This window comes from Kosakonia sp. WA-90, assembly GCF_039871955.1.
GTDB lineage: Bacteria > Pseudomonadota > Gammaproteobacteria > Enterobacterales > Enterobacteriaceae > Kosakonia > Kosakonia oryzendophytica.
The window spans coordinates 466,747-487,294 of record NZ_JBDPLJ010000001.1 but is presented as its reverse complement, the minus strand read 5'-3'; the positions used below and the strand labels follow the sequence as shown (position 1 = coordinate 487,294).

The 20,548-nt window shown below is 53.3% G+C and carries 24 protein-coding genes; 12 read left to right on the top strand and 12 right to left on the bottom strand.

Annotated elements, in window-relative coordinates; genetic code table 11:
* Positions 1–8 precede the first annotated feature (8 nt).
* Positions 9–1,034 (bottom strand): HTH-type transcriptional repressor PurR, encoded by a 1,026-nt coding sequence (purR, locus tag ABGA49_RS02175; protein ID WP_134318267.1) that lies wholly within the window; start codon positions 1,032–1,034, stop codon positions 9–11.
* A 297-nt stretch (positions 1,035–1,331) separates the two neighbouring features.
* Between purR and ABGA49_RS02170 the strand changes: the two genes are divergently transcribed.
* Both ABGA49_RS02170 and ABGA49_RS02165 read left to right on the top strand, forming a co-directional pair.
* A complete protein-coding gene (locus ABGA49_RS02170) occupies positions 1,332–1,421 on the top strand; it encodes a YnhF family membrane protein (protein ID WP_088236881.1) in 90 nt (29 codons plus the stop codon).
* Between the two features lie 170 nt (positions 1,422–1,591).
* Positions 1,592–2,761: an MFS transporter gene (locus ABGA49_RS02165; RefSeq protein ID WP_347665071.1), complete on the top strand. Its 1,170-nt coding sequence runs from the start codon at positions 1,592–1,594 to the stop codon at positions 2,759–2,761.
* A gap of 33 nt (positions 2,762–2,794) precedes the next feature.
* Here ABGA49_RS02165 and sodB read toward each other — a convergent pair whose 3' ends face one another.
* Together sodB and ABGA49_RS02155 are read right to left on the bottom strand one after the other, a co-directional pair.
* On the bottom strand, positions 2,795–3,376 hold the full coding sequence (sodB, locus tag ABGA49_RS02160; protein WP_061495303.1) for a superoxide dismutase [Fe]: 582 nt from the start codon (positions 3,374–3,376) through the stop codon (positions 2,795–2,797).
* Positions 3,377–3,498: 122 nt separating this feature from the next.
* The gene (locus ABGA49_RS02155; RefSeq protein WP_088236879.1) at positions 3,499–4,347 is read right to left on the bottom strand and encodes a C40 family peptidase; all 849 of its coding nucleotides are present in this window, start codon (positions 4,345–4,347) and stop codon (positions 3,499–3,501) included.
* Positions 4,348–4,682: 335 nt separating this feature from the next.
* On the opposite strand from ABGA49_RS02155, the gene ABGA49_RS02150 reads away from it, so the two are divergent.
* A complete protein-coding gene (locus ABGA49_RS02150) occupies positions 4,683–5,027 on the top strand; it encodes a Grx4 family monothiol glutaredoxin (protein ID WP_061495309.1) in 345 nt (114 codons plus the stop codon).
* A 59-nt stretch (positions 5,028–5,086) separates the two neighbouring features.
* Here the strand turns inward: ABGA49_RS02150 and ABGA49_RS02145 are convergent, their stop codons facing one another.
* From ABGA49_RS02145 to ABGA49_RS02125, 5 genes are all read right to left on the bottom strand, one after another.
* On the bottom strand, positions 5,087–6,022 hold the full coding sequence (locus ABGA49_RS02145) for an omptin family outer membrane protease (RefSeq protein ID WP_347665070.1): 936 nt from the start codon (positions 6,020–6,022) through the stop codon (positions 5,087–5,089).
* A gap of 397 nt (positions 6,023–6,419) precedes the next feature.
* Entirely contained in the window at positions 6,420–7,073 is a 654-nt protein-coding gene (rnt, locus tag ABGA49_RS02140) for a ribonuclease T (RefSeq protein WP_061495315.1), read from the bottom strand.
* Positions 7,074–7,164: 91 nt separating this feature from the next.
* Entirely contained in the window at positions 7,165–7,572 is a 408-nt protein-coding gene (gloA, locus tag ABGA49_RS02135; RefSeq protein WP_061495318.1) for a lactoylglutathione lyase, read from the bottom strand.
* A gap of 94 nt (positions 7,573–7,666) precedes the next feature.
* Complete coding sequence (locus tag ABGA49_RS02130) at positions 7,667–8,761, bottom strand: alkene reductase (RefSeq protein ID WP_088236877.1); 1,095 nt, start codon at positions 8,759–8,761, stop codon at positions 7,667–7,669.
* Between the two features lie 58 nt (positions 8,762–8,819).
* The gene (locus tag ABGA49_RS02125; RefSeq protein WP_061495324.1) at positions 8,820–9,413 is read right to left on the bottom strand and encodes a TetR/AcrR family transcriptional regulator; all 594 of its coding nucleotides are present in this window, start codon (positions 9,411–9,413) and stop codon (positions 8,820–8,822) included.
* A gap of 122 nt (positions 9,414–9,535) precedes the next feature.
* Between ABGA49_RS02125 and ABGA49_RS02120 the strand changes: the two genes are divergently transcribed.
* The 3 genes from ABGA49_RS02120 (at position 9,536) to sodC (ending at position 11,322) form a co-directional block, all read left to right on the top strand.
* Positions 9,536–9,775, top strand: coding sequence for a DUF1289 domain-containing protein (locus ABGA49_RS02120; protein ID WP_061495326.1), 240 nt, complete (start codon positions 9,536–9,538; stop codon positions 9,773–9,775).
* Positions 9,776–9,823: 48 nt separating this feature from the next.
* Complete coding sequence (locus ABGA49_RS02115) at positions 9,824–10,720, top strand: aldo/keto reductase family oxidoreductase (RefSeq protein WP_088236875.1); 897 nt, start codon at positions 9,824–9,826, stop codon at positions 10,718–10,720.
* Between the two features lie 80 nt (positions 10,721–10,800).
* Positions 10,801–11,322 carry a superoxide dismutase [Cu-Zn] SodC gene (sodC, locus tag ABGA49_RS02110; protein WP_061495332.1) on the top strand — a complete coding sequence of 174 codons (522 nt, stop codon included), beginning with the start codon at positions 10,801–10,803 and terminating at the stop codon, positions 11,320–11,322.
* Here sodC and ABGA49_RS02105 read toward each other — a convergent pair.
* The 3 genes from ABGA49_RS02105 to ABGA49_RS02095 are packed head-to-tail and all read right to left on the bottom strand — an operon-like array spanning position 11,315 to position 14,426.
* Positions 11,315–13,327: an FUSC family protein gene (locus tag ABGA49_RS02105; RefSeq protein ID WP_347665069.1), complete on the bottom strand. Its 2,013-nt coding sequence runs from the start codon at positions 13,325–13,327 to the stop codon at positions 11,315–11,317. The genes sodC and ABGA49_RS02105 overlap by 8 nt on opposite strands.
* Positions 13,327–14,187: an HlyD family secretion protein gene (locus ABGA49_RS02100; protein ID WP_347665068.1), complete on the bottom strand. Its 861-nt coding sequence runs from the start codon at positions 14,185–14,187 to the stop codon at positions 13,327–13,329. The genes ABGA49_RS02105 and ABGA49_RS02100 overlap by 1 nt, the downstream gene beginning before the upstream one ends.
* Before the next feature lie 2 nt (positions 14,188–14,189).
* Complete coding sequence (locus ABGA49_RS02095; RefSeq protein WP_061495341.1) at positions 14,190–14,426, bottom strand: DUF1656 domain-containing protein; 237 nt, start codon at positions 14,424–14,426, stop codon at positions 14,190–14,192.
* Positions 14,427–14,614: 188 nt separating this feature from the next.
* Here ABGA49_RS02095 and slyA point away from each other — a divergent pair, with 188 nt between their 5' ends.
* Entirely contained in the window at positions 14,615–15,055 is a 441-nt protein-coding gene (slyA, locus tag ABGA49_RS02090) for a transcriptional regulator SlyA (RefSeq protein ID WP_061495344.1), read from the top strand.
* Between the two features lie 81 nt (positions 15,056–15,136).
* Here slyA and slyB read toward each other — a convergent pair whose 3' ends face one another.
* Positions 15,137–15,604 carry an outer membrane lipoprotein SlyB gene (gene slyB, locus ABGA49_RS02085; RefSeq protein WP_061495347.1) on the bottom strand — a complete coding sequence of 156 codons (468 nt, stop codon included), beginning with the start codon at positions 15,602–15,604 and terminating at the stop codon, positions 15,137–15,139.
* Positions 15,605–15,887: 283 nt separating this feature from the next.
* On the opposite strand from slyB, the gene anmK reads away from it, so the two are divergent.
* The 5 genes from anmK (at position 15,888) to pdxY (ending at position 20,496) form a co-directional block, all read left to right on the top strand.
* On the top strand, positions 15,888–17,012 hold the full coding sequence (anmK, locus tag ABGA49_RS02080) for an anhydro-N-acetylmuramic acid kinase (RefSeq protein ID WP_134318263.1): 1,125 nt from the start codon (positions 15,888–15,890) through the stop codon (positions 17,010–17,012).
* Between the two features lie 92 nt (positions 17,013–17,104).
* On the top strand, positions 17,105–17,428 hold the full coding sequence (mliC, locus tag ABGA49_RS02075; RefSeq protein WP_061495353.1) for a C-type lysozyme inhibitor: 324 nt from the start codon (positions 17,105–17,107) through the stop codon (positions 17,426–17,428).
* Between the two features lie 56 nt (positions 17,429–17,484).
* The gene (pdxH, locus tag ABGA49_RS02070; RefSeq protein WP_347665131.1) at positions 17,485–18,141 is read left to right on the top strand and encodes a pyridoxamine 5'-phosphate oxidase; all 657 of its coding nucleotides are present in this window, start codon (positions 17,485–17,487) and stop codon (positions 18,139–18,141) included.
* Positions 18,142–18,283: 142 nt separating this feature from the next.
* On the top strand, positions 18,284–19,558 hold the full coding sequence (gene tyrS / locus ABGA49_RS02065; protein WP_347665067.1) for a tyrosine--tRNA ligase: 1,275 nt from the start codon (positions 18,284–18,286) through the stop codon (positions 19,556–19,558).
* Positions 19,559–19,635: 77 nt separating this feature from the next.
* On the top strand, positions 19,636–20,496 hold the full coding sequence (gene pdxY / locus ABGA49_RS02060) for a pyridoxal kinase PdxY (protein ID WP_347665066.1): 861 nt from the start codon (positions 19,636–19,638) through the stop codon (positions 20,494–20,496).
* Positions 20,497–20,548 lie beyond the last annotated feature (52 nt).

The window sequence follows — 20,548 nt, the reverse complement described above, 5'->3', positions numbered from 1 at the left end:
AAAGGGGATTAACGGCGGTAGTCGCGGAACGGACCATCGGCGACTGAGCGACGCTCGATCAGACGCGGATGCACTTCAATGGATTGCGACTCTTCGCGTTTATTCACAATACGGTCAAGCAGCATGGTAAACGCAGTTTCACCCAGCGAATCTTTCGGCTGGTGTATTGTGGTCAGTGACGGCGTGAAGAAGCGGGAGTTACGCACATTGTCATACCCGATCACCGAAATATCCTGTGGGACGCGTAATCCCATCTCGTCGGCCGCACACAGCGCACCCATGGCCATAATATCGCCGCCGCAGAAGACGGCTGTCGGGCGATGCGTCTGTGCAAGGATCTGCTGCATGGCGCGATAACCAGACTCAGGTTCAAAGTCGCCCTGGACAATCCAGTTTTCCGGTACGGAAATGGTGGCTTCTTCCATTGCTTTCATAAAGCCGGCGAGACGGCCCGCGCCGGTGTTGCGCTCAAGCGGACCCGGGATCACACCGATATCGCGGTGGCCGCGTTCGATCAGATAACGCCCGGCCATATAACCGCCTTCAAAGGCGTTATCGATCACCGTGTCAGTAAAGTCGGCTTTGGCTTCGCCCCAGTCCATAACGACCATCGGGATATGGCGATACTCTTCCAGCATGCTCAGTAGGGATTCCGGATACTCGGAACACATTACCAGCAGACCATCAACACGCTTTTGCGCCATCATCGACAAGTAAGCGCGCTGTTTTTCCAGGTTATTCCAGGCATTACCAAGAATCAGGGTGTAGCCTTTCTGGAAGCACTTCTTCTCAACAGCCTCAATGATTTCGGCAAAGTAGGCTGCTTCGCTGCTGGTGGCCAGCAGGCCGATCGATTTGGTGTGATTCACCTTCAGGCTGCGCGCCACGGCGCTCGGTGAATAATGTAGCTCTTTGATCGCCGCCCACACAGCATTGCGCGTCTCTTCGGCGACAAAACGTGTTTTGTTAATTACGTGTGATACGGTTGTGGTGGAAACGTTTGCTCGCTTCGCTACGTCTTTGATCGTTGCCATCAGATGTCACTCCAGACCATATCTCAAGCTCCTGATAATACATAAGGTAAACGTTTGCCTTCAATCACCCTGTACCCATGAATGGGGGTGCGGTACGCCGGGAAAAAGACACTGGACGTCAGGAGGGGAGTCAATGGCCGGTACGCTAATAAATTTAGCGTCGAATTTTGTCTGATCTTGAGCAAAAGGGGAAGTGATAAAACATCTGACACGCTAATTCCTGCAAGATTTTTACGTTTATTTGTGCAAAAATGCGCTATCTCACTTTTTGTGTGGAAATTAAAACGGAGAAAATTGATGAGCACCGACCTGAAGTATTCACTGTTCACTACCGTCATCGTGCTGGGTCTGATCGTTTTCGGCGCCCTGACTGCTGCACTGCATTGATTCTGCGCGAGGGGGAACCGGGTTCCCCCTCCGTTTTCATCCCCGCCATTGTTGTCAATTTTGCAATACTCTTTTGTCATTCCGCTAACTGCTGTTTTTTGTGATTGATGTCATACTTTTGACTTCTGCGACAGTGTCCCGAATCGACACGGCTTTTCCGGAGTCAGTTTATGAAAATGAATTTCCCTTTGCTTGCCCTGGCGATTGGCGCCTTTGGCATCGGTACGACCGAGTTCTCCCCGATGGGATTACTGCCGGTGATTGCCCGCGGCGTTGACGTTTCTATCCCGGCGGCGGGGATGCTGATTAGCGCCTATGCTGTCGGCGTAATGGTCGGTGCGCCGTTAATGACCTTACTGCTTTCTCATCGCGGCAGACGCAACGCGCTGATTTTTTTGATGGCGATTTTTACGCTGGGTAATGTGTTGTCGGCGATTGCACCGGATTACGCCACCCTGATGCTGGCGCGTATCGTCACCAGTCTCAATCACGGGGCATTCTTTGGCCTGGGATCGGTGGTTGCTGCAAGCGTTGTTGCCAAAGAAAAACAAGCCAGCGCCGTCGCCACCATGTTTATGGGGCTAACCATCGCCAATATCGGTGGGGTGCCAGCTGCGACCTGGCTGGGTGAAACCATTGGCTGGCGCATGTCGTTTATGGCAACCGCGGCACTGGGCATTGTCGCCATGCTGAGTCTGTTCTTCTCACTGCCGAAAGGCGGCACCGGAGAACGCCCTGAGGTGCGTAAAGAGCTGGCGGTGCTGATGCGCCCGCAGGTCTTGTCTGCACTGCTGACCACAGTATTAGGGGCAGGGGCGATGTTCACGCTGTACACCTACATTTCACCGGTTCTGCGGACAATCACAGATGCGACGCCTGTCTTTATTACGGCAATGCTGGTGCTGATTGGCGTTGGGTTCTCCATCGGCAACTATCTTGGCGGTAAACTGGCGGACCGTTCTGTGACCGGAACACTTAAAGGCTTTTTGGTGCTGTTGATTGCCATCATGCTGGCTATCCCGTTTCTTGCACAAAGCGCGATCGGCGCGGCTATCAGTATGGTGGTCTGGGGCGCAGCGACTTTCGCCGTGGTGCCGCCGTTGCAGATGCGAGTCATGCGCGTGGCACATGAAGCACCGGGTCTGTCCTCTTCCGTGAACATTGGTGCATTTAACCTGGGGAACGCATTGGGTGCCGCAGCCGGTGGGGCAGTCATATCCGGTGGTCTGGGTTATAGCTTTGTGCCGGTGATGGGGGCGATTATCGCCGGTCTTGGCCTGTTGGTGGTGCTCTCTTCGGGCCGTACTCAGCCGGAACGTGCCTGCACAGCAGCAGAATAATAATCAGGAGGGGTTTCCCCCTCCTGGTGAGATTTACGCAGCGAGATTTTTCGCCACAAAGTCCCAGTTTACCAGCGCCCAGAAGTGCTCCAGATAGTTCGGACGGGCGTTACGGTAATCGATGTAATAGGCATGTTCCCAGACATCAACGGTCAGCAACGGCGTGGCATCCGTCGTTAGCGGTGTACCGGCGTTCGATGTTGACACAATTGCCAGTTCGCCATCAGCCTTCTTCACCAGCCATGTCCAGCCCGCACCAAAGTTTTTGACCGCCGCGTCGGTAAACTGCGCTTTGAATTCAGCGAAGCTACCGAATGACTTCGCAATAGCAGAAGCCAGCGCGCCTGTCGGTTCGCCACCTGCGTTCGGGGCGAGACAGTGCCAGTAGAAAGTGTGGTTCCAGACCTGCGCGGCATTGTTAAACACGCCGCCTTCGCTGCTCTTCACGATCGCTTCCAGGGATTTGCCTTCGAAGGCAGTGCCTTTGATCAGGTTATTAAGGTTGGTGACATAGGCCTGATGGTGCTTACCATAGTGGTAGTCCAGTGTTTCAGCCGAGATATGCGGCGCCAGGGCGTCTTTTGCATACGGTAATGCAGGTAATTCGAACGACATTGCTACTCTCCTTCATTATTTTAATACACCCAATAGCCCTACTGAGTGTATGGATAGAGTAGCAAATAGAAAGGGGTGGCAAAAGAGAGAGTTACCTGCCACAGAAGCGGCAGGTAACAGGATTAACGAATGGTTTTCGGTGTAACCACGCGGCGGGCACCGACGTAGTGACGCTGCCAGTAGTCTTCACTGAGCGAGGTAACCTGAATATCCTGGCCGCTGCGCGGTGACTGGATAAACTTGCCGTTACCTACGTAAACACCAACGTGGTCCGCTGTGCCGCGACCCTGGGTGCGGAAAAAGACCAAATCACCGCTTTCCAGTTCTGCGACATTCACCGGCGAGGCATCACGCAGGTGATACATCTCATTTGCCGTACGTGGAATGCGGAATTTCACCAAATCTTTATAGGCGTAATAGACCAGTCCACTGCAGTCGAAACCTGTATTGGGAGAGGTGCCGCCCCAGTGATATGGCTTGCCAATCTGATTCATCAGTTTGGACATGGCGGTTTTCTGCGCTTTTTGGATACGGACTTTGTGCACATCGGCAAGGGCAGCCGTTTTAGTGCTTTTGACTTTAACGCAGTGCGGTTTGTGGCCTTTACGCGGCGTACATTTTTCGGTCCAGGTTACAGCAGCGGTTTTGGTCTGGCTGGATTTATTACGACGCGTAGAGAGTTGGCTGGCTTTACTGCTGGTGGTGACTTTCTTCGTTGCCGGAGATTTTTTGGTCTCCGTCGTTTTTTTGTTCGTTGTTTTGTTCGTTGTTTTGGTTTCTGCGTTGCGACTGTTTTTCTTTGATGTCTTTTGCGATGTGGTTTTTTTCTTACGTTCGGATGCTTTCGCCAGATGCGATTTTTGCACGGCCGACGCTCGCGCCTGTTCAGAGGCGTTAGCCAATGGCGTGAAAGAAAGCGTGGTGAACAACAAAGCACAGAGCGTGATCGAAGATTTTGGTATTCGCGCCACTGAGCAATCCCCTGTTAGAGCAGGCATTTAACAATGCGTGCGTATGATTTCAAAACCCGTCGATTCTAATCCATAAAAAGCACAAAAGTTAAGAGTGTTTTTGCATCTATAGCTGCGTTTCGTTAGCAAGCGCAAAAAAAAGCAGCAAAACGTTTCTATGGCGGTTAAGAGTTAAGCAACCGGCGGAATCTGAATTGTGTTAAGTCACATTTTGGAGGCAACTTTACAGGTATGGACGTAAAATCGTAACCAGTGAACAAAATGTTATTTTCGGTTGGCTCTCTGAACCGTTACACTATCCACCATCTGCCGTAGAAGTTGAAGGAAGCAAGACAATGAGCACTACACTTGAAAAAATCCAGCGCCAGATCGCTGAAAACCCGATTCTGCTGTACATGAAAGGCTCTCCGAAGCTGCCAAGCTGCGGCTTCTCCGCTCAGGCTGTACAGGCGCTGTCTGCCTGTGGTGAACGTTTCGCTTATGTGGATATTCTGCAGAACCCGGATATCCGCGCCGAACTGCCGAAGTATGCGAACTGGCCAACCTTCCCGCAACTGTGGGTGGAAGGTGAACTGGTTGGCGGCTGTGACATCCTGATTGAGATGTATCAACGTGGTGAGTTGCAGACGCTGATCAAAGAAGCGGCCGCTAAGCATAAGGGCGAGCAGGGCGCGGAGTAAGCCGCTCGCGGTTAACGTTGCTAAAAGGGTTCATGTTTCAACATGAACCCTTTTTACTGTCAAAAGGTGTATACCAGCCCTGCGGTCGTTAGCATATTATAACTTTCAATACCGCCACCATTTTTATAGTCTGCATTTATATTTTGACGATAGTTATTAACGTTAACGTCAGTCTTCTTATTTGTCACCCGATTCCAGGTTCCCTCAATATAGAGTTTCATATTCTCCGTGACGTAATAACCTACGCTTGCAGCAAGTGAAAAAAAGTTCTGTTCTCTTGCTTTATCAGTAAACGTCAGGTCTCTGAGATAATGCTCATCATTTCCTGTGGTTCGCGCCCAGGCGCTATATTTAAGTGTTCCGGAAAATTCAATATCGCTATAACGATAGCGTCCGGTCAGACCGACATAGGGGATCTGGTAGTGTTGCTTATAGCCGATATTGATTTCATTGGGATCAAAGGAACCGGTGTGGGCACCATTATTATAGCTGTAGCTTCCACCTCTACTGTGAAAGCTGATGCGGTTCTCCTGATACCCCACCATTATTCCCAGACGCCATCCGGGGGTGTTAAACATCCAGCCTTTTACATTCACATCAAATTGATTGGAAAAGTTAAGTCGCGTGTCAGGGTGCGAGCTGTGATCGGTCCACGAATCCTGCACAGCGTTTTGCCAGTCGTAATCATTCATATGGCTGTTTCCACTGGAAAACGTTGACCAGCCTGATGCGCCTAATGAGAACCACCGCATGGCGTCCCATTCCAGAGCCCCCTGAACGACAGCAGCATTGCGGTAACGCCAGTCGAGTTGGCTAAGTTTTCGCCCACCTTGATTGGGCGAGTAAACCCTTTCATGGGTCAGGCCGCTCAGGGTACCCACATTAATCCCGGCAGAAACCCGATCCCAGTTAAACACGCGATTTTGCATTTCGGCAGACGCCGGAAAAGCCATAGGGATAAAAAACAGAGCAAGAATAATATTGAGCTTGTGCATTATTTCACCTTCATCAAAATATATTAAGCGGGTCTTTCTGTGCTCACCATGAAATAAATTACAAATAACCCATTATTACGCGTTGGGTTAATTCATTCATAATTAATATATGTGTTTTTTACAGCGTTCAGGTGCGCCAAAATATCATCGGCTGCCTTAATAATATTTTTATGCCGCTAAGTGAAATGAGATAATTAATCTGCCAAAGGTGAATGTCGAGTTTTTTCAGGATGTCGGGGGAGGGTTTTGTGGTGTTTTTATCTGTTAATAATGGTTAAGTTGGTAGAAAAAGAATATGAAGGGGGTGTTTAAGAAAACGATATACGTTTATCTAATTTCGATTGACCGCGTTAATAACCGGTCACTGAATGCAACCGGCATAGAATATTTCTGGTATTTATGGTTGAGGATCTTCAGCCAACGGTAATGGCCAACCGCCAAGACGTTTCCAGCGGTTGACTATTTCACAAAACAGGAGGGCGGTTTGGGCGGTGTCATACAGGGCGGAGTGCGCCTGTGTGGCGTCAAAGGCAATGCCCGCAGCGGCACAGGCTTTAGAGAGGACCGTCTGCCCCAGCGCCAGCCCACTCAGTGAAGCGGTATCAAAGGTGACAAACGGATGGAAGGGGTTGCGTTTCAGTGATGCCCGCTCGGCGGCGGCCATCATGAAGCTGTGATCAAAAGTGGCGTTATGGGCCACCATAATCGCGCGGTTACATCCCTGGTCTTTAATGCCCTTACGCACCAATTTAAAAATCGCGTGCAGCGCATCGTGTTCACTCACCGCGCCGCGCAGCGGGTTAGTTGGATCGATACCGTTAAACGCCAGTGCTTCCGGTTGCAGGTTCGCCCCTTCAAATGGCTCAACATGGAAATGCAGCGTACTGTCAGGCATCAACCAGCCTTGTTCGTCCATTTTTAAGGTAATGGCGGCGACTTCCAGTAGCGCGTCGGTTTTGGCGTTAAACCCTGCGGTTTCAACATCGATGACAACAGGGTAAAAGCCGCGAAAACGGTCGCACAGACCAGTAAGTTGAGCGTTATCGGACATCAGGATCTCTTGAGACGGAAAAAGGGCAGCGCATTATGGCAAATTTTAGGAAGGGATGTAAAACAACGGGCGCAAAGCGCGCCCGGCAGCATTAATTGCCTAAACCGTGGCCGGCATCTTTCTCTTCGATCAGCTCGATCTTGTATCCATCCGGATCTTCAACAAAGGCGATAACCGTGGTGCCGCCTTTGACCGGACCTGCTTCACGTGTCACGTTGCCGCCGTTTTTGCGGATCGCTTCACAGGCTTCTGCGGCGTTTGGCACGCTCAGGGCAATGTGACCATAGGCTGTCCCCAGTTCATAGCTGTCCACACCCCAGTTATAGGTCAGCTCAATCACGGCTTCTTCAGTTTCCGGGCCGTAACCCACAAACGCCAGCGAATATTTGTATTCCGGGTTTTCACTGGTACGCAGTAACGTCATGCCCAGCACGTTGGTGTAGAAATCGATGGAGCGTTGCAGGTCGCCGACGCGCAGCATAGTGTGAAGTAAGCGCATAATGTCCTCTTTTTAAATGGTTTACCGTTCCGGTCAGAAACACTGTTTTAGTATAGCGGCGGAAAGCCGCCGCTATCAATGAACAATCAGAGGATCACAGCACGGGGTAATCGGTGTAGCCTTCAGCGCCGCCGCCATAGAAGGTTTCCGGGCGCTGTGGGTTCAGTTCGGCTTTCAGTTGCAGGCGTTTCACCAGATCAGGGTTGGCGATGTAGGCGCGACCAAAGGCGACTGCATCAATCAGACCTTTTCCGATCAGGTCTTCGGCTTTCTCTACGGTGTAAGCGCCAGCGCCGATGATTGGACCGTGGAAGCGTGCGCGCACTTTCTCACGGAATGCATCCGTATAAGGCTGACCGCCAGCCCAGTCTGGTTCGGACATATGCAGGTAGGCGATACCGCGTTTACCCAGTTCTTCAATGAGATACAGCGCATCGGCTTCTTCGTTCGGGCCATTGTCGGTATTCTGGAAAGAACCGATAGGCGAGACACGGATACCAATTCTGTCAGCGCTCCACTCTTTGCTCACGGCATCCACAACTTCCAACACCAGGCGGGCGCGATTTTCCACGCTGCCGCCGTACTGATCTGTACGGTGGTTTGCAGAAGGCGACAGGAACTGATGCAGTAAATAACCATGAGCAGAATGCAGTTCTACAAGGTCAAAACCGGCTTCACGGGCGTTGGCCACAGCCTGACGGAAGTCGTCAACGATCCCCGGGATTTCACTGGTTTCCAGTGCGCGCGGCATAGACGTATCTTCACGCGTTGCATTACCGTTAGCATCGCGCAGCGAAGTGCGAGTCCCGGCACTGATCGCCGATGGCGCAACCGGCGCTTGCCCGCCAGGCTGCAAACTGGTGTGAGAGATACGGCCGGTATGCCACAGTTGTACGGCGATACGACCGTTGTCTCCGTGCACGGCATCCGTGATTTTTTTCCACGCAGCGATTTGCTCCGCGCTATGCAGACCGGGTGCGCCGGCATAGCCTTTTGCCTGGGCTGATATTTGTGTTGCTTCGCTAATGATCAGCCCGGAACTGGCGCGCTGGCGATAATACTCCGCCATCAACGGCGTGGGGATATCGCCGGGTTCGATGCTGCGCAAGCGTGTCAGCGGCGCCATCAGAACACGGTTCGGTGCGGTAATTGCGCCCATTTTCAGCGGCGTGAATAACTTACTGGACATAACAACTCCTGAATAGACCGGTCGACTAGTAAAAGGTGAAATAAAAACGCCCGAGTAACTAAGGCGTCGCAATAATGGTTTTCGCGTGCGCCAGCGCGCTTTCCAGCGGCAGGGCGCTACGGGAAATCTTCGCCTGCAGGTTCGCACCCAGCCAGAGCGAGTACAAGACCTGCGCCTGTGTTAATGCCTCACCAGAAAAGGTCAGGCTTCGCTCGGCACGGCCTTTTTCCAGCGCATCGCTGAGCAGAACGATGATACGGCTTGCGCCTTTATCCATTGCTGTGCGCATATCCTCTGACAGATCACACACCTCCGCAGAAAGCTTCACCGTCAGGCAGCCGCTAATAATGCCCTGCTGACAAAACTGGTTGAGCGTTTCCTGGTAATAGGCCAGCAGCCTGTCGCGATAGTTTCCAGCACCGCTGGCGAAATGGGTGATCAGCCGCTGGTGATAACCCGCATAATGACGCTCAAGCAATGCCACACCGAACGCCTCTTTGGAGCGAAAATAGTGATAGAAAGAGCCTTTCGGCACTTCCGCTGTTTTCAGTAACTCGCTCAGGCCCATGCCGGTAAACCCGCGATGCATACAGAGCCGCTCGCCGGTAGCCAGTAAATGTTCGCGTGTATCGTGTTCGGTATGTCTGTTCATGGCGACAATGTACTAGACCGATTGGTCTGTTGCAAGTAGCAAACAATGCGCTTTTCGGGTTGCGCGTTGCCGGTATGCAGTCTTCAATAGTAGAGATAACGCGTCTATCGCAGGAGAGGACAGTGCCAGAACAACTGGAGTTTTTCCCTATCCAGAGCCCGTGCCGTGGCATCTGCCAGTCGGATGAAAAAGGCTATTGCCGCGGCTGTATGCGCAGCCGTGATGAGCGTTTCCACTGGCAACGAATGACCGATACGCAAAAGCAGGAGGTCCTGCGCCTGTGCCATCAACGCTTTCAGCGCAAAATGCGTGCGAACAAATCCCTTCCGGCAGAAGAACCTCAGCAACCTTCACTGTTTTGACCGACTAAATGCGTATAATCAACGGAAATTACCTTCGAGGAAACCGTTATGGTTCAACGTATTGCCCTTGCGCCGCAAGGTCCGGAGTTCTCCCGTTTTGTCATGGGCTACTGGCGTTTAATGGAGTGGCAGTTCTCTCCCCAACAGCTGGCAAGCTTTATTGAATCCCACCTTGATTTAGGGGTAACCACTGTCGATCACGCTGATATCTATGGCGGCTATCAATGTGAAGCAACATTTGGCGAAGCATTGAAACTTGCGCCGCACTTACGCTCGCGTATGGAGATTGTCAGCAAGTGTGGTATTGCCACCACCGCGAAACCGGAACATGTGATTGGTCATTACATTACCGATCGCGACCATATTATTCGTAGCGCCGAACAGTCGCTGATGAATCTCGCCACGGATTATCTCGACTTGCTCCTGATACATCGCCCGGATCCGTTGATGGATGCCGATGAGGTTGCGGAGGCGTTTTTGACGCTGCATCAAAGCGGAAAAGTCCGCCATTTTGGTGTATCCAATTTTACCCCGGCGCAGTTTTCCCTGTTGCAATCACGCCTGCCGTTTACCCTGGCCACCAACCAGGTTGAAATCTCTCCGGTGCATCAGCCGTTGTTGCTGGACGGCACCCTTGATCAATTGCAACAACTGCGCATCCGCCCTATGGCCTGGTCCTGCCTGGGCGGCGGGCGCTTGTTCAACGATCCTGAATGCCAGACGTTACGGGATGTTCTGGCGACGGTGGCGCAGGAACTGAATGCCGAAACCATCGAGCAGGTGGTGTATGCCTGGGTGATGCGTCTGCCGTCACAACCGTTACCGATTATTGGCTCCGGTAAAATTGAGCGTGTACGCTCTGCGCTGGGGGCTGAGGCGCTGCAGATGACCCGCCAGCAGTGGTTCCGTATCCGCAAAGCTGCGCTGGGCTTTGATGTGCCGTGATGGCTGAAACGGCGACTTTCCGGTGAAATCTTTTACCCTGGTTTAGACTTACAGGGTAAAAGTGAATCAAAGGAGGTCATATGAAGCGTTTTAGTCTGGCCATGTTGGCATTGTTGGTCTGCGCAGGCGCGCAGGCCGCCAGTGAAGAAGTGGATATGCATCTCGTCACTGCTCAGGGCATCGGGCAGTCTATCGGTACGGTGAAGATCAGTGAAACGGACAAAGGTCTGGAATTCGCCCCGGATCTGAAAGCACTACCGCCCGGAGAGCATGGTTTTCATGTCCATGCCAAAGGGAGCTGTGAACCTGCGACAAAAGAGGGGAAACCTTCTGCAGCAGAAGCGGCAGGTGGTCACCTTGACCCTCACCATACCGGCAAGCATGAAGGGCCGGAAGGCGCAGGGCACTTAGGGGATCTCCCGGTGCTGGTGGTGAATAATGAGGGTAAAGCCACGCAGGCAGTGGTGGCTCCAAGGCTGAAAAAGCTGGCTGACGTGAAGGACAAAGCCCTGATGGTGCATGTTGGCGGCGATAATATGTCCGATCAACCGAAACCTTTGGGGGGCGGTGGCGCACGTTTTGCCTGCGGAGTGATTAAGTAAGCGTTCCGGGGGCTGGCGCCTGCTCCAGCTGCGACAATGCGCAATACAAGCGCCAGATAACGGAAGCCAGTTCTCGTGCTGCGGGCTGGTGGTGCGTACCAAGCGCAGCGCAAATCCGTTGCAGCTCTGCCAGCGTGGCGGACAGCGTTCGTTGCTGAACGCCACGCTCACTCATCACATCATTCAGTAAAGCAATGCAGCGATCCCGCACCCGGGTCAGCGGATCGGAACGGCTTTCCCAGTCGCGCAATTGCCATACCACATGCGAGCAGTTCAGTAACACCACACCCCAGCGTAATAACCAGCGACGCGCCAGCGCATCCTGACTATTGCTGAGCCGGCTGATATGGTGATAGACCACTGACTCGAATTCATGCTCGTCCAGATGCGGCATGGCACTAAGCTGATCAACAAAGTTTCGCCGTAACGCGTGGATCTGGCGGCGGCTCTTGCGGGCATCTGAGCCGGGACGCAACACGGCAAATGCCAGCCACGCCAGCGCAACGCCGAGGATCTTCGCCAGGTTGTCATTTAAAAAATCAGCAAAGTCGTACACCGGCGGATTGGTGACGGCAATAAACGATCCCATAAATACGATCAACTGCCCCCACAATCCGGCCAGTTTAGGCATCTGTAATTTCAATAACTGCATTGTGGTAAGAAGAGGGAACAGAAACAGTAAAAAGGACCACAGCTCGCTGACTTGCACCATCAGGCCAAATTTCACGACGAAACTGAACAACGAGAGCAGCAATAAGGTGCGCAACAGTAGTGTCAGCGAGTTAAACGGTGCAGGTGAGACGGAGTAAAGCACACAACTGATAGCCGCCAGCGTCAACGCCGCAGAACCGTATTCCCACTGGGTGGTAATGCTCCACGCGCCAACCAGACCGAGGGCGAAAAACGTCCGGGCTCCGCTCAGCAGCGCCTCGACATTATCTGTGTAGCGCATCAGCCCCGGGCTGCGTGGCGGGGTATAAACGCTGATCGGTGATGCATTCTCCACACGGGCTAACCAGCGGCTACTGAGCAGGTATAGACGGCAAAAATAGCGTAACCGTAGCCAGAATGCCTGGTGGCGGTAATCTGCCGCATCGGTAGGGGCAAGAGGGGCAATAATGCGCGCCACGGTCAGAGCGTCGGTTTGCGGGTGGGACAGCGCAGCTAGCAGTTGCTCCAGCACCGGGCGCAGGTGAGGCGGTGCATCGGGCCAGTTTAACAGCATCCTGCGCAGGCTGGAGATCACACTGGTCATGCGCAGCTGCTGGTGCAATAGCCAGGTCATCAATGTGTTTTGCCGACGAAAGCGGTAATGACTCCAGAACGCCTGAATACGTAGCAAGTTGGTCGTGAGGATCTGGCCTATCACGCTTTCATGGGCGCTACGAATCGCATCGGTGGTTTCCGGTTGCCAGAGCAGACTGGCATGTTCCAGCAGGCGGGCATGCATTTTTTTCAGCGCCGAGAGCAGCGCAGGCCCATCAGCGGTGCCGGGAAGGAGCATCATCATCATGCCGCCGCACAGGATTCCCAGTATCACTTCGCAAACACGCGCCTGCGCGATGTCCCACAGTTCGGTAATGTCGGTAATATTGACCATCGCAAACGCGATGATTGCCGCCGTATAACCCGCCAGTTGAAAAGCATAAGCGACATTATTGGCGAACTGTGCGCAGGCCCAGGTGCAAAGCGCAATCCAGCCGGACATGGTGAACAAAAACAACCATGGATCGTTCAGCGTCTGACCCGCAATCATCAGCGCTGCGCACGCGCCGAGCAGGCTACCGGCAATGCGACCAAGACTTTTGCTGATCACACCACCGACGGTCGGAAAACTCACCACGGCGGCGGAGGTCATGGCCCAGTAGGGTTCATCAAGGTCAAGAAAGTAGGCCACCGTTAGCGCCAGACACATCGCGATACCGTTGCGCAGCGCGTAGCGCCACTGACCTGTCGTGGCTTTTACCCACGGCAGGTTGTGCCAGAGCGCGAAGGAGGATTTCATCAGGGGACGCCTATCGCCACGGTGCAGGTGGTACCGGAAACCAGCGTCAGGTCATCGGACAGTGTATCGAAACGAATGCGTACAGGTACGCGTTGTGCCAGACGTACCCAGGGCACGTTGGGCTTAATATCCGGTACCAGCCCGCTGTCGGTTTCTATGCTCTGATCGTAAATGGCGCGGCCGATACTCTCGACGTGACCCTGTAACGTGGCATTATCGCTGTAAAGCACGATTTTTGCCGGGGCACCGGTATGAATATGGCGTAGTTTGGTCTCTTCAAAATACCCCATCACATAAAACGAGTGGCTATCCACCAGCGCAAATACCGGTTGCCCGGCGGTAGCGTAGTTGCCGTTGCGCGTGGTCAGATTGGTGACCCAGCCATCGACCGGTGCTTTGACTGTGGTCTGCGCAAGCTGCCATTTTGCCTGCGCGAGTTGCGCGTCGGCAGCAGCAACGCTCGCTTGCGCCGCTTTTACACTAATATTGGCAGTATCGAGATCTTCAGCAGAGATGTAGTTTTGCGAAAGGTGGCGGCGGCGGTTGGCTTCGTTATTGGCTTTCGCCTGCTCCGTTTGCGCTTTTGCCAGTTGGGCTTCGGCATTCAGTACCGCAATGCGGTAGGGTGTTTCGTCGATGCGAAAGAGCGTATCGCCCGCTTTTACGGACTGATTATCGCGAACGTTGAGTTCCCTGATACTGCCGGAAACCTGGGGCGTGATGCTGACCTGTTCAGCGCGTACTTTGCCGTCACGGGTCCATGGCGACTGCATATACTCATTCCACATCCACCAGGCGGCGACAATCGCTACGGCCAGCACCGGTAAGGTAGAAAAGTATTTTAGCGATTTCAGACTCATAATTACCCCACAATCAACAGGCCAAGGGAGAGGCTAAGCGCTATAACAAACAGTGAAAGATCCATCAGGATGGGATGCCAGATATCGCCAGCGTAGATCCAGTCGCGCAACAGACGGTGGGCAACAAGCCAAAGCAGAAAGCCCAGCATGACTGCCTTACACAAAGGGGGAAAGTAAATCGAAGCGCCAAAAATCAGGTCCTGCAGGGGTAATTCTGGGGTACTGGAAGTTAACTTCACGCGTTTATGTCCTGTGCGGTCGGGCGAATCGCCGGGCGGGCGGTAGGCGGTAAAAATGACGCCGTGCTAAAGCGGAGGATCCTTAGCGTAAGCCCTGACGAGTGCAGCAATACATTTGTTTTACCAATATAAATACTGCAAACTATTCTAAAATGAGTATAATAACTTAGCAAGCTAATTATAAGGAGATGAAATTGGAATCGCCATTAGGTTCTGATCTGGCACGCTTAGTGCGCGTGTGGCGCGCTTTGATTGACCATCGCCTGAAACCTCTGGAATTAACGCAGACTCACTGGGTAACGCTACATAATATTCATCAGTTGCCGCCCGAGCAGTCGCAAATTCAACTGGCTAAAGCGATTGGCATCGAGCAGCCCTCGCTGGTGCGTACGCTGGACCAACTGGAAGATAAGGGGCTTATTTCCCGCCAGACATGTGCCAACGACCGCCGTGCTAAGCGGATCAAATTGACTGAAAAAGCCGCGCCCATCATAGAAGAGATGGAAACGGTCATCCGGAAAACGCGGGGGGAAATTCTCCAGGGAATTTCGACCGAGGAACTGGATCAGTTAATAAAGATGATCGCCCGACTCGAACACAATATCAACGAACTCCAGTCGCGAGACTGACACTAAAAAGCCTTGCTTTCGCAAGGCTTTTTCATATTGACACGGTTAAACAAACTGCAATGGGTCACACTGCAACCTGACTTAGCGCGGGGAGACGGTCACCTGACGACCATTGCTTGCCAGCACAACGCGCTGACCTGCTGCGAAACGGGAGTTGCCCTGTTTCTGCACGACCATAATGGTGTTGCCGTCATCTTTACGGATTTCCAGTTCTACACCCTGGGTTTTATTCATCGCCCCCTGAACCGACTGGCCCGCTACGCCGCCGGCAACTGCACCTGCTGCTGTCGCCAGAGAACGTCCGGTACCGCCGCCAACGGTGTTTCCGAGGAAGCCGCCCAGCACTGCACCGCCAATTGCGCCGATGACATTGTTATCATCACCGCCCTGAATCTGTACCGGACGTACGTTCACAATGGTGCCGTAAGTGACATTTTGCACTTGTTTGGCTTCGGATGCAGAGTAGACATCACCAGAAAGCGAGTCGTTATTGACGCAGCCAGCCAGGGTAAGACCAATCAGCGAAACTGCCAGTGCACGTAACATCATTTATGAATCTCCTGTTCACCATGAAACGCTCTTATGAGCATCCATCACGGCTAAATTATATGGCATTTTACTCATGCCAGGTCATATCTTCTGCCAAATCCCGGCAAAAATCATAATCTCAGGGAGCTTAACCCGATCTAAACGAAGCGATTATAAGCGTTGGCGATGTTAATTTCACTTAACAGAAATAGACTCGATTGTTAAAAAGTGTTTGTACGCGATGGCTTTACCCCCGGCTTTATGGTGGAGTGTTACCCCTCTGTCATGCATTAAAGGAAGGCGTATGAAATCGGGTCGCTATATTGGAGTGATGTCGGGAACAAGTCTGGATGGTATTGACGTGGTGTTGGCTGCCATCGATGACACGATGGTCGCCCAGCAGGCAAGCCTGACGTTTCCCATTCCGCTGCCGCTGAAAGAGGCGATCCTCAATATCTGCCAGGGGCAGCAGCTTACGCTATCGCAGTTGGGAAGGCTGGACACGCAGTTGGGCACGTTGTTTGCGGATGCCGTGCTGGCGTTGATGGACAGAGAACAATTGCGCCCGGAAGATATCGTCGCCATTGGTTGCCACGGGCAGACCGTCTGGCATGAACCCACCGGCATTGCGCCGCATACGATGCAAATCGGCGATAACAATCAGATAGCTGCGCGGACCGGTGTGACCGTGGTGGGGGATTTCCGCCGTCGTGATATCGCGCTGGGTGGCCAGGGCGCGCCGCTGGTGCCCGCTTTTCACCATGCGCTGCTGGCGCACCCGGTTGAGCGCCGTATGGTGCTCAACATTGGCGGTATCGCAAATCTGTCGTTGCTTATCCCCGGGCAACCCGTGCGGGGGTATGACACCGGACCGGGCAATATGCTGATGGATGCCTGGATTTGGCGGCAGAAAGGCAAACCCTACGATAAAGATGCTCAGTGGGCGTGCGAAGGCAAAGTTATCCTGCCGCTGCTGCAAAACATGCTAAGCGACACGTACTTTGCCGCTCCCGCGCCCAAAAGCACCGGGCGCGAGTATTTCAATTATGGCTGGCTGGAGCGCCATCTGGCGCCTTTCCCGGTGCTCAACGGGAGTGATGTTCAAGCCACGCTGGCAGAGCTGACGGCGGTGACGATTTCTGAGCAAGTTTTACTGAGCGGTGGATGTGAACGGCTGCTTGTCTGCGGCGGTGGCAGCCGCAACCCGTTGGTCATGGCGCGTCTGGCGGGGTTGTTGCCAGGCATTGAAGTCGGTACGACTGATGAGGCCGGGATCAGCGGCGATGATATGGAAGCGCTGGCGTTTGCCTGGCTGGCCTGGCGTACACTGGCGGGGTTGCCCGGTAATTTGCCGTCGGTAACCGGAGCCTCAGCGCCCACGATTTTGGGGGCGATTTTCCCGGCCAACCCGCGCCAGAATCAGAGTTAGCTGAATTCCACATTGCAGGTGCACCGTTAGACTGACGGAGCGTAAGGAGGGTGTTTCGCCCTCCATGACCAGGACAGTCACGGGAACACCTCATGAAAAAATTGTTGATCGCCTGCCTGCCCGCGCTGCTTGCCGGGTGTAGTTATTACCACCAGTTCGTTGAACGCATGCAAACCGATACGCTGGAATACCAGTGTGATGAAAAGCCGCTTACCGTCAAACTTAATCACCCGCGCCAGCAAGTCAGCTTTGTCTGGGAGGATAAGGTTCTGACCCTACAACAAGGATTATCCGCCTCAGGTGCCCGCTATACCGATGGCGTTTACGTGTTCTGGTCGAAAGGGGATACCGCCACGGTCTATAAACGTGACCGTATTGTGCTGAATAACTGCCAGTTACAAAATCCGCGGCGTTGAGATTTTCACAGGGGGGCGCATAATAGCCCTACCTGATGATTACACTCGCTAACGCCATGTCTGATAACGATCAATTGCAGCAAATCGCGCATTTGCGCCGTGAATACACCAAAGGTGGCCTGCGCCGCGGCGACCTTCCCGCTGAACCGCTGAAACTCTTTGAACGCTGGCTGGGCCAGGCCTGCGAAGCACAGCTTGTCGATCCGACCGCGATGGTTGTCGCCACGGTGGATGAAAGCGGGCAACCTTACCAGCGTATTGTGTTGCTCAAGCATTATAATGAAAAAGGGCTGGTGTTCTACACCAACCTCGGTAGCCGTAAAGCGCACCATATCGAACAGAACCCGGCCGTCAGTCTGCTCTTTCCCTGGCACATGCTGGAACGCCAGGTCATGGTCACCGGGAAAGCGGAACGTTTGTCGACGCTGGAGGTGGTGAAATATTTTCACAGCCGCCCGCGCGACAGTCAGATCGGTGCCTGGGTCTCCAAACAGTCCAGTCGGATTTCAGCACGCGGTATCCTGGAAAGTAAGTTCCTTGAACTGAAGCAAAAATTCCAGCAGGGCGAGATCCCATTACCCAGTTTTTGGGGCGGGTATCGCGTGAGCATTGAACAAATGGAGTTCTGGCAGGGCGGTGCAAACCGTCTGCACGATCGTTTTTTGTACCAACGCGAAAATGACGCGTGGAAAATTGATCGTCTCGCTCCGTAATCCCTGAAAAATGTTGCGTTAAGCGCTGGCACTCCGTGTTCCGGCGCTTTATTCTATCTGCCCCCCATGAAGTATCCTTTCGCATCTGGCGAAAAGTCGTGTACCGGCAAAGGTGCAATCCGTTTTATACATGGAGAATTTGATGGCAAGCAGTAACTTGATTAAACAATTGCAAGAGCGGGGCCTTGTGGCTCAGGTGACGGACGAGGAAGCGTTAGCAGAGCGACTGGCGCTGGGCCCGATCGCGCTCTATTGCGGCTTCGATCCTACCGCTGACAGCTTGCATTTGGGGCATCTTGTTCCATTGTTATGCCTGAAACGCTTCCAACAGGCTGGTCACAAACCGGTTGCACTGGTCGGCGGCGCCACTGGGTTGATTGGTGACCCAAGTTTTAAAGCCACCGAGCGTAAACTGAACACTGAAGACACCGTGCAAGAGTGGGTGGATAAGATCCGCAAACAGGTCGCGCCGTTCCTTGACTTCAATTGCGGTGACAACGCCGCTATCGCCGCGAACAACTATGACTGGTTCGGCAATATGAACGTGCTGACCTTCCTGCGTGACATCGGCAAACACTTCTCTGTTAACCAAATGATTAACAAAGAAGCCGTGAAGCAGCGTCTGAACCGCGATGATGTGGGCATTTCGTTTACCGAGTTTTCCTACAACCTCTTGCAGGGTTACGACTTTGCATGCCTGAACAAGCTGCACGGTGTGGTATTGCAGATTGGCGGTTCCGATCAGTGGGGTAACATCACCTCCGGTATCGATCTGACCCGCCGCCTGCATCAGAACCAGGTCTTTGGCTTGACGGTTCCGCTGATCACTAAAGCCGATGGCACCAAATTCGGTAAAACCGAAGGCGGCGCGGTATGGCTGGATCCGAAGAAAACCAGTCCGTACAAGTTCTACCAGTTCTGGATCAACACCGCCGATGCGGATGTCTACCGCTTCCTGAAGTTCTTCACCTTTATGGATATTGAAGAAATTAATGCGCTGGAAGAAGAAGATAAGAACAGCGGCAAAGCGCCGCGCGCGCAATACGTTCTGGCGGAGCAGGTAACCCGGCTGGTGCACGGCGAAGAAGGGCTTATCGCCGCTAAACGTATCACGGAAAGTCTGTTTAATGGTACGTTGAGCGCGCTGAGTGAAGCGGATTTTGAGCAACTGGCGCAGGATGGCGTGCCAATGGTTGAGATGGAGAAAGGCGCGGATCTGATGCAAGCGCTGGTGGATTCTGAATTGCAACCGTCTCGTGGCCAGGCACGTAAAACCATCGCATCCAATGCCGTGACCATTAACGGTGAAAAACAGTCCGATCCGGAATATGTCTTCTCCGACAGCGATCGTCTGTTTGGTCGTTACACGCTGTTGCGTCGCGGTAAGAAGAATTACTGTCTGGTTTGCTGGAAGTAATTTACTACCCCTCTGAGGACGAAGGGAGTGAGAAATCACTCCCTTCTTTTATTGCTCATTCTTGCAAGGCAACAACCATGAAGAATATTCTCGCCATTCAATCGCATGTGGTCTTTGGTCATGCGGGGAACAGTGCTGCTGAATTTCCTATGCGCCGGTTAGGTGCGAATGTCTGGCCGCTGAATACGGTGCAGTTCTCTAACCATACGCAATACGGTAAATGGACCGGCAGTGTGATGCCGCCAGCGCACCTGACGGAGATAGTGCAGGGGCTTGCCGCCATTGACCAGCTACAGCGCTGTGACGCAGTACTGAGCGGTTATCTGGGTTCGGCCGAGCAGGGTGAACATATTCTGGGGATCGTCCGTCAGGTGAAAGCAGCAAATCCCCGGGCGAAATATTTTTGCGATCCGGTGATGGGCCACCCGGAAAAAGGATGTATCGTCGCTCCTGGCGTAGCGGAATTCCATGTGCGCCATGCGCTACCGGCCAGCGATATTATCGCGCCGAATCTGGTTGAGCTGGAGATCCTCTGCGAACACGCCGTCAATAACGTGGAAGAGGCGGTACGGGCTGCTCGTGAATTAATTGCTCAGGGGCCGCAGATTGTGCTGGTGAAACACCTGGCGCGCGCCGGGTTAAGCGCAGATCGTTTTGAAATGCTGCTGGTCACATCAGACGAAGCCTGGCATATCAGCCGACCGCTGGTGGATTTTGGCGCACGGCAGCCGGTGGGCGTTGGTGATGTTACCAGTGGGCTGATGCTGGTGAAATTGTTGCAGGGTGCGACGATTCGCGAGGCGCTGGAGCATGTAACGGCGGCAGTCTACGAAATTATGATCACCACCAAAGCGATGCAGGAGTACGAACTTCAGGTGGTGGCGGCTCAGGATCGGATTGCACACCCCGGGCATCTGTTCAGTGCCACACAGCTATAAAAAAGGCGGGAAACCCCGCCTTTATCTCCGGGTCTGATGACGCGTTCGCCAT